The following is a 14,244-nucleotide window of genomic DNA, read 5'->3' on the forward strand; positions in this document are numbered from 1 at the left end:
GTCCACAGCCTGGAGGCGCCTGTAGCCAAAATGTGCCGACGACCGAACAATCGGTTGGTGAGGCGCCTCACAGTCGACGCGTCTCCCGTAGCCGCTCCCAAGAGGAGGTGCCGTCATGACGGTTCTGGAGCAGCGGGGCGTGTACCGGCCATCGCCGCCGCCCGCCTGGCAGCCCCGTATGGACCCCGCGCCGCTGCTGCCCGACGCCGAGCCGTACCGCGTCCTCGGCACCGAGGCGGCCGCCAAGGCCGACCCGGACCTGCTGCGCCGGCTGTACGCCCAGCTGGTGCGCGGCCGCCGCTACAACACGCAGGCCACCGCGCTCACCAAGCAGGGCCGCCTCGCCGTCTACCCCTCCAGCACCGGCCAGGAGGCCTGCGAGGTCGCCGCCGCCCTGGCGCTCGAAGAGCGCGACTGGCTCTTCCCCAGCTACCGAGACACCCTCGCCGTCGTCGCCCGCGGTGTGGACCCCGTAGAGGCCCTCACCCTGCTGCGCGGCGACTGGCACAACGGCTACGACCCCCACACACACCGCGTGGCCCCCCTCTCCACCCCGCTGGCCACCCAGCTCCCGCACGCCGTCGGCCTCGCGCACGCCGCCCGCCTCAAGGGTGACGACGTGGTCGCGCTCGCCCTGGTCGGCGACGGCGGCACCAGCGAGGGCGACTTCCACGAGGCGCTGAACTTCGCCGCCGTCTGGCAGGCGCCGGTCGTCTTCCTCGTGCAGAACAACGGCTTCGCCATCTCCGTCCCGCTCGCCAAGCAGACCGCCGCGCCCTCCCTGGCCCACAAGGCCGTCGGATACGGCATGCCCGGCCGGCTGGTCGACGGCAACGACGCCGCGGCCGTGCACGAGGTCCTCAGCGACGCGGTGCGGCACGCGCGCACGGGCGGCGGCCCCACCCTGGTGGAGGCGGTGACGTACCGGATCGACGCCCACACCAACGCCGACGACGCCACCCGCTACCGCGGCGACGCCGAGGTCGCGGCCTGGCGCGCCCACGACCCGATCCACCTGCTGGAATCCGAGCTCACCGCGCGCGGGCTGCTCGACCAGACCGGGATAGAGGCCGCCCGGCAGGACGCCGAGGCGATGGCCGCATCCTTGCGTGAACGCATGAACCGCGACCCCGAACTGGACCCCATGGCCCTCTTCGACCACGTCTACGCCGAGACCACCGCGCAGCTGCGCGAACAGCGCGACATGCTCCGGGCCGAGCTGGAAGCCGAGCAGGAGCAGCACGGCGCGCTGGAAGGCGGCGCCCGATGACCACCGTCGCCGTCAAGCCCGCCACCATGGCGCAGGCCCTCACGCGCGCGCTGCGCGACGCGATGGCCGCCGACCCCTCCGTGCACGTCATGGGCGAGGACGTCGGCACCCTCGGCGGTGTCTTCCGGGTCACCGACGGCCTCGCCAAGGAGTTCGGCGAGGACCGCTGCACCGACACCCCGCTCGCCGAGGCCGGCATTCTCGGCACCGCCGTCGGCATGGCCATGTACGGGCTGCGCCCGGTGGTGGAGATGCAGTTCGACGCCTTCGCCTACCCGGCGTTCGAGCAGCTCATCAGCCATGTCTCCCGGATGCGCAACCGCACCCGCGGGAGGATGCCCCTGCCGATCACCGTCCGCGTCCCCTACGGCGGCGGCATCGGCGGCGTCGAGCACCACAGCGACTCCTCCGAGGCCTACTACATGGCCACACCGGGCCTGCACGTGGTCACGCCCGCGACCGTCGCCGACGCCTACGGCCTGCTGCGCCGGGCCATCGCCTCCGACGACCCGGTCGTCTTCCTGGAGCCCAAGCGGCTGTACTGGTCCAAGGACTCCTGGAACCCCGAGCACCCCACCGACGTGGAACCCATCGGCCGCGCGGTGGTGCGCCGCCCCGGCACCAGCGCCACGCTCATCACCTACGGCCCCTCCCTGCCGGTCTGCCTGGAGGCCGCCGAGGCCGCGCAGGCCGAGGGCTGGGACCTGGAAGTGGTCGACCTGCGCTCGCTGGTGCCGTTCGACGACGAGACGGTCTGTGCGGCGGTGCGGCGCACCGGACGTGCGGTCGTCGTCCACGAGGCCACCGGCTTCGGCGGACCGGGCGGCGAGATCGCGGCCCGGATCACCGAGCGCTGCTTCCACCACCTGGAGGCGCCGGTGCTGCGCGTGGCCGGCTTCGACATCCCCTACCCGCCCCCCATGCTGGAGCGGCACCACCTGCCCGGCGTCGACCGCATCCTGGACGCCGTGGCCCGGTTGCAGTGGGAGGCCGAGGGCTGATGGCACAGGTGCTGGAATTCAAGCTCCCCGACCTCGGCGAGGGACTCACCGAGGCGGAGATCGTCCGCTGGCTGGTCCAGGTCGGCGACGTCGTCGCCGTCGACCAGCCGGTCGTCGAGGTCGAGACGGCCAAGGCGATGGTCGAGGTGCCCTGCCCCTACGGCGGTGTCGTCACCGCCCGGTTCGGCGAGGAGGGCACCGAACTGCCGGTCGGCGCACCGCTGTTGACGGTGGCCGTGGGTGAACCGGCCGCGGACACCGAGCCGCAGGGATCCGGCAACGTCCTGGTCGGATACGGCACCTCGGAAACGCCGGCCCGGCGCCGGAGGGTACGGCCGACCCCGGCGGTGACGGGTGCCGCGAACGGCGCCACCGGTGCGGACAGCGCGCGGACCACGAGCGCGCCCTCGGGGACCGGCCCGGACAGGCGGCAGAGCCCGGCTGCGGCCTCCCGGGCGGGGCGACCGGACGCAACAGCGGCCTTCACGGACACGGCGCTCAACGGGACGGCCCACGCGCGCGTGGGCGCACGTCACGACGAGGGTCCGGTGCCCGTGATCTCCCCGCTGGTGCGCCGGCTGGCCCGCGAGGGCGGTGTGGACCTGCGGCAGCTGGCGGGCTCGGGCCCGGACGGGCTGATCCTGCGCGCGGACGTCGAGGACGCCCTGCGGACCAGGGTGACCCCGGGCAGCCGTACGGCCGGGGCGCCCGCCCCGGTGAGGCACAGCCCCGCCGCGGCCCTGCCGGCACCCGCCGCTTCGGGCACGCGCGCCGCGGGCATCCGCATCCCCCTCAAGGGCGTGCGCGGTGCTGTCGCCGACAAGCTCTCCCGCAGCCGCCGGGAGATCCCGGACGCCACCTGCTGGGTCGACGCCGACGCGACCGAACTCATCCGCGCGCGTGCCGCGATGAACGCCGCGGGAGGGCCGAAGATCTCCCTGCTCGCGCTGCTCGCCCGTATCTGCACGGCCGCACTCGCCCGGTTCCCCGAGCTGAACTCGTATGTCGACGCCGAGGCCCGCGAGGTCGTCCAGCTCGACCATGTCCACCTCGGGTTCGCCGCGCAGACCGAGCGCGGACTCGTCGTACCGGTCGTCCGGGACGCCCACGCGCGCGACGCCGAGTCGCTGACCGCCGAGTTCGCCCGGCTCACCGAGGCCGCCCGCGCCGGGAAGCTGACACCGGGGGAACTCACCGGCGGGACCTTCACGTTGAACAACTACGGGGTCTTCGGCGTCGACGGTTCCACGCCGATCATCAACCACCCCGAAGCGGCCATGCTCGGCGTCGGCCGGATCGTCCGCAAACCGTGGGTCCACGAAGACGAGCTGGCGATACGACAGGTCGTCCAGCTTTCGCTCACCTTCGACCACCGGGTGTGCGACGGCGGCACAGCGGGCGGATTCCTGCGGTACGTGGCGGACTGCGTGGAACATCCGGCGGTGCTCCTGCGCACCCTGTGACACACGCGGGGCCCCTCGGGACATACTCGGGGGGTGACCGACAACGCCCCCACCGCCCCCGCGACGCCGGTGCCGTACGACGCCGTCGTGCTGGCCGGCGGCGCCGCCCGGCGGCTCGGCGGGGCCGACAAGCCCGGTCTGCGGGTCGGCGGCCGGGCGCTGCTCGACCGGGTCCTCACGGCCTGCGCGGGCGCCCGTACGACCGTCGTGGTGGCCGACCGACGGCCCACCGCCCGGCCGGTGCGCTGGGCGCGCGAGGAGCCGCCCGGCGGCGGACCGGTCGCCGCGCTGGCGGCAGGCCTCGCCCTCACCACCACCGAGCACGCCGTCGTGCTCTCCGCCGACCTGCCCTTTGTCCAGCCGGACACGCTGCGGCGCCTGCTGACCGCCCTGGGCGGCACCGGGGCCGACGGCGCGCTGCTCACCGACGCCGACGGCCGCGATCAGCCGCTCGTGGCCGCCTACCGCACCGCCGCGCTCCGCCGCGAGCTGGCCGCCCTCGCGGCCGGCCCGGACGGCCTGACCGGACTGCCCCTGCGCCGGCTGACCGGCGCCCTCCGCCTCACCCGCGTCCCGGACCCGCTCGCGTCCTTCGACTGCGACACCTGGGACGACATCGCCGACGCCAGGGCACGCATCAGGGAGCATGGGCACGTGTTGGATGAATGGATCTCCGCAGTCAAGGACGAACTGGGCATCGACCTGGATGTCGACACCGGCGTCCTGCTCGACCTGGCCCGGGACGCCGCGCACGGCGTGGCCCGGCCCGCCGCCCCGCTGACCACCTTCCTCGTCGGCTACGCCGCGGCCCAGGGCAAGGGAGGCCCCGAGGCGGTCGCCGAGGCCGCGCGCAAGGCTGCCGCGCTCGCGCTGCGCTGGGAAGAGGAGAACAACCAAGGCGACAGCGGGGGCCCGAGCGCCCCGGGCGCCTGATGACCGCCCCCGGAACGCGGGCCCAAGCGCCCGCCGACGACAGCGACGACCTCGATGTCGAGGAGGCCCTGGCCCTGGTGAGGGAAGCCAAGGACGACCAAGGAGGCCAGGGCCAGGTGCCCGCCCGGGCGCCTGACGCACACAGCGAGCGGCACCGGGCCACCCCCTGGCCCAAGGCCCGCGAGATCGCCGCTCGCGCCGCCCGCGCCCGCGTCCGCCCCGCCCCTGTCACCGTGCCGCTCGCCGACGCCCTCGGCCTCGCCCTGGCCGCCCCGCTCGACGCGCTGACCGACCTGCCCTCCTTCGACACCTCCGCGATGGACGGCTGGGCGGTCGCCGGACCCGGCCCCTGGGACGTACGGGACGAGGGAGTGTTCGCCGGACATGCGCAGCCCGAGCCGCTCACCGACGGCGAGGCGGTCCGCATCGCGACCGGCGCCCGCATCCCGGCCGACACCACGGCCGTCCTGCGCAGCGAGCACGGTCGGATCGACGCACAGGGCCGGCTCCACGCCACCCGGGAGATGGCGCACGGCCAGGACATCCGCCCGCGTGCCCAGGAGTGCCGCAGCGGTGATCAGTTGCTGCCCCTGGGCACCGTGGTCACCCCTGCCGTCCTGGGCCTGGCCGCGGCGGCCGGATACGACACCGTCACCGCCGTACCGCGCCCGCGTGCCGAAGTCCTCGTGCTCGGCGACGAATTGCTGAACGAGGGCCTGCCGCGCGACGGGCTGATCCGGGACGCGCTCGGTCCCATGCTGCCGCCCTGGCTGCGCGCGCTCGGCGCCGAGGCCGTCGCGGTGCGCCGGATCGGCGACGACGCCGAGGCCCTGCACCGGGCCGTCACCGGTTCCGGAGCCGACCTCATCGTCACCACCGGCGGCACGGCGGGCGGCCCCGTCGACCACGTCCATCCCATCCTGGAACGCATCGGCGCCGAACTCCTCGTCGATGGCGTCAAGGTGCGACCCGGCCATCCCATGCTGCTGGCCCGCACCAAGGACAACCAGCACCTCGTCGGCCTGCCCGGCAACCCCCTCGCGGCCGTCTCCGGCCTGCTCACGCTCGCTGAGCCGCTGCTGCGCACCCTCGCCGCCCACCCGGCGCCCGAGCCGTACACGCTGCCGCTCAGGGAGGCGGTCCAGGGGCACCCGTACGACACCCGGCTCATCCCCGTGGTGCTGCGCGGCGACCTTGCCGTACCGCTGCACTACAACGGTCCGGCCATGCTCCGTGGCGTCGCCGCGGCCGACGCGCTGGCCGTCGTACCGCCGGGCGGGGCCCGGCAGGGCGAGGAGGCGGAGCTGATCGATCTGCCGTGGGCGGCGGCCGGCATCGGGGTGTGTTTCACGTGAAACACCCGGGCCGCGACGCCATCGCCTGGTCGACCCGAGCGCCAAGGCGGTCGACGCCGCGACCGCCGAGGGCTACGCGGCGGTCGTGGGCGACGCGATCCGCAGTGACGTGCTGAAGCAGGCCGAGGTGCACAAAGCGCGCCAGATCATCGCCGCCCCGCAGCGCGACGACACCGCGGCCCTTGTCACGCTGACGGCCCGGCAGCTCAACCGGGGCGCGAAGATCGTGGCCGCCGTGCGCGAGGAGGAGAACGCGCCGCTGCTCAAGCAGTCCGGGGCGGACGCCGTCATCACCAGCGCCAGCGCGGCCGGGCGGCTGCCGGCCTGTCCGTACTCAGCCCCGCCGCCGGCATGGTCATGGAGGACCTGATCCAGCAGGGCAGCGGGCTGGACCTCGAGCGCCCGGTGGTCCGCAGTGAGGTGGGCAAGCGGGCGCGCGAGACCGACGACCTCGTCCTGAGCGTCGTCCGCGGGCACCGCGTGCTCGGTTACGACGACCCGGCCGTCGGCACTCTTCAGCTGACCGACCGGCTCATCACGGTCGTCCGCGCGACCCCCGGTGCCCGGGTCACCCCGGCTGCCCGGCCCCTGACCCGCGACTGACGCCGCGGTGTCCCGGACATCCGGGAGCGAGCGGGTCTGCTCCCAGGACGCCGGGCGTGGGGAGTAGCGTCACGCGCATGCATGCGATCACGATTCCCGAACCCGGTGGTCCCGAGGCGCTGGTGTGGGCGGAGGTCCCCGACCCGGAGCCCGGCGAGGGTGAGGTGCTGGTCGAGGTGGTGGCCAGTGCTGTCAACCGCGCCGACATCATGCAGCGGATGGGCTTCTACGACCCGCCGCCCGGTGCCTCCCCCTACCCCGGCCTGGAGTGCTCCGGCAGGATCGCCGCGCTCGGCTCCGGTGTGTCCGGCTGGGCCGTCGGCGACGAGGTGTGTGCGCTGCTCGCGGGCGGCGGTTACGCCGAGAAGGTCGTCGTACCGGCCGGGCAGCTGCTGCCCGTGCCCGAGGGCGTCGACCTCAAGCAGGCGGCCGCGCTGCCCGAGGTGGTCTGCACGGTCTGGTCCAACGTGTTCATGATCTCCCATCTGCGGCCCGGTGAGACGCTGCTCGTGCACGGTGGGTCCAGCGGCATCGGGACCATGGCCATCCAGCTCGCCAAGGCAGTCGGGGCCAAGGTCGCGGTGACGGCCGGTACGAAGGAGAAGCTGGAGCGCTGTGCCGAGCTGGGCGCGGACATCCTCATCAACTACCGAGAGCAGGACTTCGTCGCCGAGATCAAGCAGGCCACCGGGGGTGCGGGGGCCGATGTGATCCTCGACAACATGGGGGCGAAGTACCTGGACCGCAATGTCCAGGCGCTCGCCGCCAGCGGACGCCTCGCGATCATCGGTCTGCAGGGCGGGGCCAAGGGCGAGTTGAACATCGGCGCGCTGCTCGGCAAGCGGGCCGCGATCAGCGCGACCTCGCTGCGGGCACGGCCGCTCAGTGAGAAGGCGGCGATCGTGGCCGCGGTGCGGGAGCATGTGTGGCCGTTGGTTGCCGGGGGGCATGTCCGGCCGGTTGTTGATCGAGAGCTGGCGATGGGGGAGGCGGCCGAGGGGCACCGCGTGGTGGAGGAGAGCGGGCATGTCGGCAAGGTGCTGCTGGTGACGCCGTGACGCTCGGGTGCCGTGACGCTGGGGTGCCGTGACGCGGTGACGCCGTGACGCTGGGGTGCTGGTACGGCGCCCTGTGCCGGCTGGCCGGGGGTGGGGTTCGCCAGGTCTGTGTCTGTGGCCGCGTCAGCCTCTGCGGAGCCTGAGGGCCAGGAAAGCCAGGCCCAGGCCGAGGCCTATCAGGACCAGGCCGCTGCCCAGGGGGAGGATCTGCAGGACCGGCTCGGTCGTGTTCCCGTTCTGCTGGGCGGCGTTCTGGCCCGGGGCCCTGGCGGGGTCGAGGCCGGCCTCGTGAGGGACGGCCGACGGTGTCGTGGCCGGGAGGTCCGCGGTCTCCGGCTCCTCCGGCCGGCCGGAGTCCGGGGTCCGGGTGGGCGCGGGGTCGTCGTCGCCCTCCACCTCGGCCGCGGGCCCGTCCGGCCGGCCCGGCCTCAGCCGGCCCTCGCCGGCACGACTGCCCGCACGGGTCGGCTCGACGGCCGCCGGGCGGTACGAGGCGGAGGCGGAGTCGGAGGGTATGGGAATGAGCGTGGGACCAGCGGTGGGCAAGCCGTGGTGGTCATGATCGTGACCGGGCGGCTCCGGGGGGACGGGGCGCTCAGGGCGCTCGGCACCGGCAGCCCCCGCGTGTGCGTGGACCGCCGGCCCCGATGACCCTGGGTGCCCCGAGGGCTCCGCGGAGGCGGGCCGGGGCGGGTGACCCGGGGCGGTGGCGTTCCCGGGTGCTGGCCCGGCGGCGTACGCCGCCGTGGCGTACAGGGTGACGGTGCCGTACGCGGGAAGGGCCGCTCCGAGGACGAGCAGCAGCCGTACGCAGGGGAACGTGATGCGCAGCCATGGAGTCACGCCGGTGACCTCCCTGAGCCCCGATGTCGTGGTCGATGAATAACGGACGGAAATAAGCCTCACATTCAATGGCAAACAGGGCATTTCAGAATGCTCCGTTGGGTCTAAACGGTGGATCACCCCCACGAGGGGGCACCACGGTGATGAGGTGTACGGGTGCGAGAGAATGGCGGCATGGAGATGCCGAGGAACGAACGGTCGCCGGAGAGTCCCCAGATCCTCGTCGTGGGCCAGGACGGGATGGCGCTCGGCGGCGGCAACGGGGACGACGACTCCCGAGAGACTCCGCTGACGGAGCAGGTCGAGCAGCCTGCCAAGGTCATGCGGATCGGCAGCATGATCAAGCAGCTCCTGGAGGAGGTGCGCGTGGCCCCTCTGGACGAGGCGAGCCGGGTGCGGCTGAAGGAGATCCACGCCAGCTCGGTGAAGGAGCTGGAGGACGGCCTCGCGCCGGAGCTGGTCGAGGAACTCGAGCGGCTCTCCCTGCCGTTCACCGACGACGTGACCCCGAGCGACGCGGAACTGCGGATCGCCCAGGCACAGTTGGTGGGCTGGCTGGAAGGCCTCTTCCACGGGATCCAGACGACGCTGTTCGCCCAGCAGATGGCCGCGCGGGCCCAGCTGGAACAGATGCGCCGCGCACTTCCGCCGGGCATGAGCGGCCACGAGGGCGGCGACGAGCACCGCGCCGGCGGCCGTTCGGGCGGGCCGTACCTGTAACGACCCGAGCCGTACCCGAAATAACGCAGGCCGTACCTGAAACGAGCGGGGCCCGGCACGGAAAGTGCCGGGCCCGACCTTTGGACGAGAAGCCTGTCAGTGGTTCGGTTCTCAGGCGGGATTGCCGGTCGAGACGCTCAGCTCGATGGTGCCCGGGTTCTTCGGGTCCAAGTCCGTGCCCGCGGAGGGGAACTGGTCCAGCACCGTGCCGTCGCCCCACGTGTTGCCGTCCACGGGCTTGATCGTGTACTTCCAGTGCGCGGCCTGGAAGCACGCCTTCACGGAGGTGATGTCCTTGTACTGGAAGTTGGGCAGTTCGATCTTGTCGGGGTCGTTGATGGACTCCTGCGGCTGCGTGCACTTCTCCTTGTCGATCACCCGGCTCGTGTCCGGCCCGCGATAGCCCGGCTTGTGGGAGCTGGACGCGGAGGCACTCGCCCCGCCCTGGCCGCCCTTGTCGTCACTGCCGTTGTTCAGCGCCAGCGCGACCACCAGGGCGACGACCGCGACGAGCGACACCGCGACCGAGCCGATGATCACAGGCTTGTTGCTCCTGCCCCCGCCGGAGCCCGGAGCGGACGGCTGCGGCGAGATCGTGTACGGCGGCGGGGTCGGCGCGGCCTGCGGAGCCTGCGGGCCGTAGCCCACGGGAGGCGGCGTCTGGTAGCCGCCCTGCTGCGGGTAGCCGTACGACGGGGCGGGTGTCTGCGGTGCGCCGTACGGACCTGTCGCGTACGGCGTCTGCACCGGTCCGGGGGCCGCCTGGGCGGTCTGGTCGACCGGCGGGAACACCGCGGAGCCGACGCCCGCGCCGCTCTGCGTCGGCGCTGCGCCCGGCACAATGCTGGGCGCGGCCGCCTGGAAGGAGGCCGCGACGCGCAGGCACTCGTCGCGCATGGCCTCGGAGGTCGGGAAACGCTCGTTCGGGTTCTTCTTCAGCGCGCGGGCGACCAGGGCGTCCACCGCCGGCGGCAGGGACCGGTTGATCGACGAAGGAGCCACCGGCTCCTCCTGGACATGCGCGTAGGCGATCGCCAGCGGTGAGTCCGCCTCGAACGGCAGCCGCCCGGTGACCAGCTGGAACAGCATGATGCCGACCGAGTACAGGTCGGAGCGGGCGTCCACGCCGCGGCCGAGGGCCTGCTCGGGCGAGAGGTACTGCGGGGTGCCGACGACCATGCCGGTCTGCGTCATCGACGTCACACCGGACTGCATGGCGCGGGCGATGCCGAAGTCCATGACCTTGACCACGCCGCGCTTGGTCACCATCACGTTGCCCGGCTTGATGTCGCGGTGGACCAGCCCCATCTCGTGGCTGATCTCCAGCGCCGCCAGCACGTCCGCGGTGACCTTGAGCGCCTTGTCGGCGGGCATCGCGCCGTACTGCCGGATGTCCTCCTCGAGGACCGAGCCCAGCGGGCGGCCCTCGACGTACTCCATGACGATGTACGGAGTCGTCAGACCACCGAGGTCGTCCTCGCCGGTGTCGAAGACGGAGACGATGTTGGTGTGCGTGAGCTTGGCCACGGCCTGGGCCTCGCGGCGAAAGCGCTCGCGGAAGGCCTGTTCCCGGCCGAGTTCCGTGTGGAGCGTCTTGATCGCCACCTGGCGGTCGAGCACGGCGTCGTACGCCAGGTGCACCGAGGCCATGCCGCCCTCGCCGAGCAAGTCGCGCAGCTGGTAGCGGCCGCCGGCCAGCGCCTGCCCCGCGTAACGCCCGTGTGCGCCGTCCTGGCTCATCTCTCCGCGTCCCCCACTGGCCGTCCGGCGCGTTCGCTCATCGCACGGGCCTTGATCGAATGTGTCATTCCCGGCCAAGTCTGCCCCAGGGCACTGACACGTCAAGCGCGGTGCCCGTTCCGTGACCGTACGCGAAAGAAGCGTCGCGCAAGCGTTACAGGGGGCGTACGACCGGCACACAGAATTTGCACGACAGCGCGTGCTACGGGTTTCATGGCCGGTCATGCTCCGGACGGTCCGGCTTCCGGTTCCGAACCGGTGGCTCGCGCGGAGGCTGTAGCGTGGCCGACGGAGACCGTAACAACACCGCGCGCACCGCGGGCAGAAACGACGGCGAGGACTGATGGCACAGACGCAGCGCGCCCAGGGCCCGTCCGACCCCGAGGCGAGTGGCGGCGGTATGTCGGACGCGCCGGAGATGTGGGGCAACGGCGGGCTCGTCGGCGACGGCCGGTACCGGCTGACCCACCGGCTCGGCCGCGGCGGCATGGCCGAGGTCTTCGCGGCCGAGGACGTCCGTCTGGGCCGTACGGTCGCGGTCAAGCTGCTCCGCGCGGACCTTGCCGAGGACCCGGTCTCCAAAGCCCGCTTCACGCGCGAGGCGCAGTCGGTCGCGGGCCTCAACCACCACGCGATCGTCGCCGTGTACGACTCCGGCGAGGACGTCGTCGGCGGCCAGTCCGTGCCGTACATCGTCATGGAGCTGGTCGAGGGCCGCACCATCCGCGATCTGCTGCTGAACGCCGAGGCGCCGGGTCCCGAGCAGGCCCTGATCATCGTCTCCGGGGTGCTGGAAGCGCTTGCCTACTCGCACCAGCACGGCATCGTGCACCGCGACATCAAGCCCGCCAACGTGATCATCACCGACAGCGGTGCCGTCAAGGTGATGGACTTCGGCATCGCGCGCGCCCTGCACGGCGCCTCGACAACGATGACGCAGACCGGCATGGTCATGGGCACGCCGCAGTACCTCTCCCCGGAGCAGGCGCTCGGCAAGGCCGTGGACCACCGCTCCGACCTGTACGCGACCGGCTGCCTGCTGTACGAACTGCTCGCGCTCAGGCCCCCGTTCACCGGCGAGACGCCGCTGTCGGTGGTCTACCAGCACGTCCAGGACATCCCGACCCCGCCCTCGGAGTTCTCCGACGGCTGCCCGCCGGAGCTGGACGGCCTGGTCATGCGCTCGCTCGCCAAGGAGCCGGACGACCGGTTCCAGACGGCCGAGGAGATGCGCGGCCTGGTCCAGTACGGCCTGCAGATGCTCTACGAGGCGGGCGGCCACACCGGCACCTGGAACACCGGCCCGGTGGAGGCCCACGACGGCCGGCACACCCCGGCGGGCGGCTTCACGGGCACCACCGCGATGCAGCACCCGGGCGAGTTCGGCCCCGGGACCGCGCAGATCCCGCAGCCGATCCTGCCCCAGGGCTACGGCAGCGGCGACGACGGCGGATTCGAGGGGCACGGCAACAAGGGCAGCGGCAAGGGCAAGGTGTGGATCCTCGCCGTCCTCGCGGTCATCGCGATCGCGGCGGGTGTCGCGCTCGCGCTCAAGGGCACGGGCACCGGCAAGGGCACCGGCACGGACACCAAGCCGACGACGACGCACTCGAAGCCGGCGAAGGAGCACTCGGACTCCCCGACCCCGTCGGACGACACCACCGACCAGCCGTCGGACCCCGCCACCGACAACGGCTCGGACACGAGCTCTGGCGGCTCCGGCTACACGCCGTCGGACCCGCAGACCTCGCAGTCGCAGTCCACGGGGCCCACCGACGAGCCGACGGACCCGGAGACCTCCCCGTCGGAGCCCACGGACCCCACGACCGGCGGCACGATCGGGGGCACCGACGACGGCGGCACGGACGCGGGTACCACCGACGGCGGCACCACCACCGGGAACACGGCGGACGGCGGCACGGACGCGGGTACCACCGACGGCGGCACCACCACCGGGAACACCGCGGACGGCGGCACGGGCATCCCCACCAGTTGAAGGACACCCACCGCGCCCGCGACAGCGACACCCTGACGCGATCCGGGCGCGCGGGTGCGGTCGTGCTGAGTGATCCGGCCCGTGGTGGCGGTCGCGTCGAGGTGACCCGGCCCGTGGCCGCGGGCGCTCACCGTACGAACGCGTCGCAGACCGCGTCGTACTCGCGGGTCCACCACACCGCGAGCGCCGACGCGGCCGGGAACTGGCAGTCCGCGCGCGTGTCACCGCGTTCGTAGTGCCAGCGCAGCATCCAGAAGTCGTTCAGCCGCTCCCACCACACCCGGTGCACGGCCGCCGCCAGCTCCGAGGGCGTGGCGCCGGCCGCGCGCCGGTACGCGCGCGCGTACGCGCGCACCTTCGGCAGGTCCAGGGCGCCCGCGGGCCGTACGAAGAAGATCGCGGCGGCGCGTACGGCCTCCTCGGCGCGGGGCTGCACGCCGAGCCGGTCCCAGTCGACGATGGCCGCCGGGGCGTCGTCCTTGTAGAGCAGGTTGAACGGGTGGAAGTCGCCGTGCACCCAGCCCACCGAGCCACCGCGCGGCGGGCGCCGGTCGGCGTGCTGCTCCAGGAGCGCGCGGCGTTCCAGCAGGCGGTGCCGGGCCAGTTCGTCGAAGGCGTCGGCGGGGCGGTGGCGGCGCACCTGGGCGAGCAGGTCGTCGATGAGGGCGAAGGTGTCGTCCGGGTCGGCGCTCTCCACGGGGTGGGGGCTTGTGGCCGGCCGCGTGCGCCCCTTGGGCGGCATCACGCGCTCCAGACAGGCGTGCACGGCGCCCAGCAGCGCCCCGAGCCGTGCGCTCTCCCCGCGCGTGAGCTGGCCGCCGTGGCGGTGCCTGCCGTCGATCCAGGGGTGCAGGGCGTAGGCGTGGCCGCCGACGACGGCGACCGTGCGGCCCTCGCGGTGCGCGAGCGGCACGGAGACCGGGACGCCGAGGTCGGCCAGGCGCTGGGTGGCGCGGTTCCGGCGCTCGATGGCGGCCGGGTCGGCGGTGTCGGGGTCGAAGTGGTGCTTGAGGAAGTAGCGGCCGCGGGTGGTGCACAGCCGGTAACCGCGGTTCAGCAGGCCCTGGTCGACGGGCTCACAGGTGAGGGCGGTACCGGCGGCGTACAGGCGGAGCAGGGCGCTGAGAGGGGGCGCATGGGGTACGAGGGGTGGTACACAAGAGCGCGGCACGCCGCAGATGCTAGGGCACGAAAAGCCGCTGTGAGCTGGGGCTTGTCACAGGCAGTCGCCGATGATCGCTTTCGGTCACGCGGCAGGCTTT

Annotated in this window: 11 protein-coding genes and 1 pseudogene; 9 read left to right on the forward strand and 3 right to left on the reverse strand. The window is 73.1% G+C overall.

Annotation, left to right across the window (positions count from 1 at the left end; genetic code table 11):
- The first annotated feature begins 115 nt into the window (after positions 1-115).
- The 7 genes and pseudogenes from pdhA to ACZ7GZ_RS09665 all read left to right on the forward strand — a co-directional run bounded on the left by pdhA (position 116) and on the right by ACZ7GZ_RS09665 (position 7,683).
- Positions 116-1,270, forward strand: a complete 1,155-nt coding sequence (gene pdhA, locus ACZ7GZ_RS09635) for a pyruvate dehydrogenase (acetyl-transferring) E1 component subunit alpha (RefSeq protein ID WP_471022425.1) — start codon at positions 116-118, stop codon at positions 1,268-1,270.
- Positions 1,267-2,271, forward strand: a complete 1,005-nt coding sequence (locus tag ACZ7GZ_RS09640; protein ID WP_471022427.1) for an alpha-ketoacid dehydrogenase subunit beta — start codon at positions 1,267-1,269, stop codon at positions 2,269-2,271. Before pdhA ends, ACZ7GZ_RS09640 begins: the two co-directional genes overlap by 4 nt.
- Positions 2,271-3,734 carry a dihydrolipoamide acetyltransferase family protein gene (locus ACZ7GZ_RS09645; RefSeq protein WP_471022428.1) on the forward strand — a complete coding sequence of 488 codons (1,464 nt, stop codon included), beginning with the start codon at positions 2,271-2,273 and terminating at the stop codon, positions 3,732-3,734. Before ACZ7GZ_RS09640 ends, ACZ7GZ_RS09645 begins: the two co-directional genes overlap by 1 nt.
- Positions 3,735-3,767: 33 nt before the next feature.
- Positions 3,768-4,667, forward strand: coding sequence for an NTP transferase domain-containing protein (locus ACZ7GZ_RS09650; protein WP_471022429.1), 900 nt, complete (start codon positions 3,768-3,770; stop codon positions 4,665-4,667).
- Positions 4,667-6,022, forward strand: coding sequence for a molybdopterin molybdotransferase MoeA (locus tag ACZ7GZ_RS09655; RefSeq protein WP_471022430.1), 1,356 nt, complete (start codon positions 4,667-4,669; stop codon positions 6,020-6,022). The genes ACZ7GZ_RS09650 and ACZ7GZ_RS09655 overlap by 1 nt, the downstream gene beginning before the upstream one ends.
- Before the next feature lie 25 nt (positions 6,023-6,047).
- A pseudogene (locus ACZ7GZ_RS09660) lies at positions 6,048-6,625 on the forward strand (NAD(P)-binding protein); the annotation flags it as partial.
- Positions 6,626-6,702: 77 nt separating this feature from the next.
- The gene (locus ACZ7GZ_RS09665; protein ID WP_471022431.1) at positions 6,703-7,683 is read left to right on the forward strand and encodes an NAD(P)H-quinone oxidoreductase; all 981 of its coding nucleotides are present in this window, start codon (positions 6,703-6,705) and stop codon (positions 7,681-7,683) included.
- Positions 7,684-7,806: 123 nt separating this feature from the next.
- Here the strand turns inward: ACZ7GZ_RS09665 and ACZ7GZ_RS09670 are convergent, their stop codons facing one another.
- Complete coding sequence (locus ACZ7GZ_RS09670; protein WP_471022432.1) at positions 7,807-8,526, reverse strand: hypothetical protein; 720 nt, start codon at positions 8,524-8,526, stop codon at positions 7,807-7,809.
- Between the two features lie 174 nt (positions 8,527-8,700).
- Here ACZ7GZ_RS09670 and ACZ7GZ_RS09675 point away from each other — a divergent pair, with 174 nt between their 5' ends.
- Positions 8,701-9,246, forward strand: coding sequence for a bacterial proteasome activator family protein (locus ACZ7GZ_RS09675; protein WP_471022433.1), 546 nt, complete (start codon positions 8,701-8,703; stop codon positions 9,244-9,246).
- 111 nt (positions 9,247-9,357) lie between these two features.
- Here the strand turns inward: ACZ7GZ_RS09675 and ACZ7GZ_RS09680 are convergent, their stop codons facing one another.
- On the reverse strand, positions 9,358-10,986 hold the full coding sequence (locus ACZ7GZ_RS09680) for a Stk1 family PASTA domain-containing Ser/Thr kinase (protein ID WP_471022436.1): 1,629 nt from the start codon (positions 10,984-10,986) through the stop codon (positions 9,358-9,360).
- A 343-nt stretch (positions 10,987-11,329) separates the two neighbouring features.
- On the opposite strand from ACZ7GZ_RS09680, the gene ACZ7GZ_RS09685 reads away from it, so the two are divergent.
- Positions 11,330-12,982, forward strand: a complete 1,653-nt coding sequence (locus ACZ7GZ_RS09685) for a protein kinase domain-containing protein (RefSeq protein ID WP_471022437.1) — start codon at positions 11,330-11,332, stop codon at positions 12,980-12,982.
- Between the two features lie 127 nt (positions 12,983-13,109).
- On the opposite strand, the gene ACZ7GZ_RS09690 is transcribed toward ACZ7GZ_RS09685, so the two are convergent.
- Entirely contained in the window at positions 13,110-14,153 is a 1,044-nt protein-coding gene (locus ACZ7GZ_RS09690; protein WP_471022438.1) for a phosphotransferase, read from the reverse strand.
- Between the last annotated feature and the right edge of the window lie 91 nt (positions 14,154-14,244).

This window comes from Streptomyces sp. NPDC037288 (assembly GCF_055603265.1).

What these genes read in the sequence shown, in the direction of transcription:
- ACZ7GZ_RS09675 (WP_471022433.1), top strand. Translation starts at nt 8,701, where the DNA reads ATGGAGATGCCGAGGAACGAACGGTCGCCGGAGAGTCCCCAGATCCTC.
- pdhA (WP_471022425.1), top strand. Translation starts at nt 116, where the DNA reads ATGACGGTTCTGGAGCAGCGGGGCGTGTACCGGCCATCGCCGCCGCCC.
- ACZ7GZ_RS09655 (WP_471022430.1), top strand. Translation starts at nt 4,667, where the DNA reads ATGACCGCCCCCGGAACGCGGGCCCAAGCGCCCGCCGACGACAGCGAC.
- ACZ7GZ_RS09640 (WP_471022427.1), top strand. Translation starts at nt 1,267, where the DNA reads ATGACCACCGTCGCCGTCAAGCCCGCCACCATGGCGCAGGCCCTCACG.
- ACZ7GZ_RS09645 (WP_471022428.1), top strand. Translation starts at nt 2,271, where the DNA reads ATGGCACAGGTGCTGGAATTCAAGCTCCCCGACCTCGGCGAGGGACTC.
- ACZ7GZ_RS09685 (WP_471022437.1), top strand. Translation starts at nt 11,330, where the DNA reads ATGGCACAGACGCAGCGCGCCCAGGGCCCGTCCGACCCCGAGGCGAGT.
- ACZ7GZ_RS09680 (WP_471022436.1), bottom strand. Translation starts at nt 10,986, where the DNA reads ATGAGCCAGGACGGCGCACACGGGCGTTACGCGGGGCAGGCGCTGGCC.
- ACZ7GZ_RS09665 (WP_471022431.1), top strand. Translation starts at nt 6,703, where the DNA reads ATGCATGCGATCACGATTCCCGAACCCGGTGGTCCCGAGGCGCTGGTG.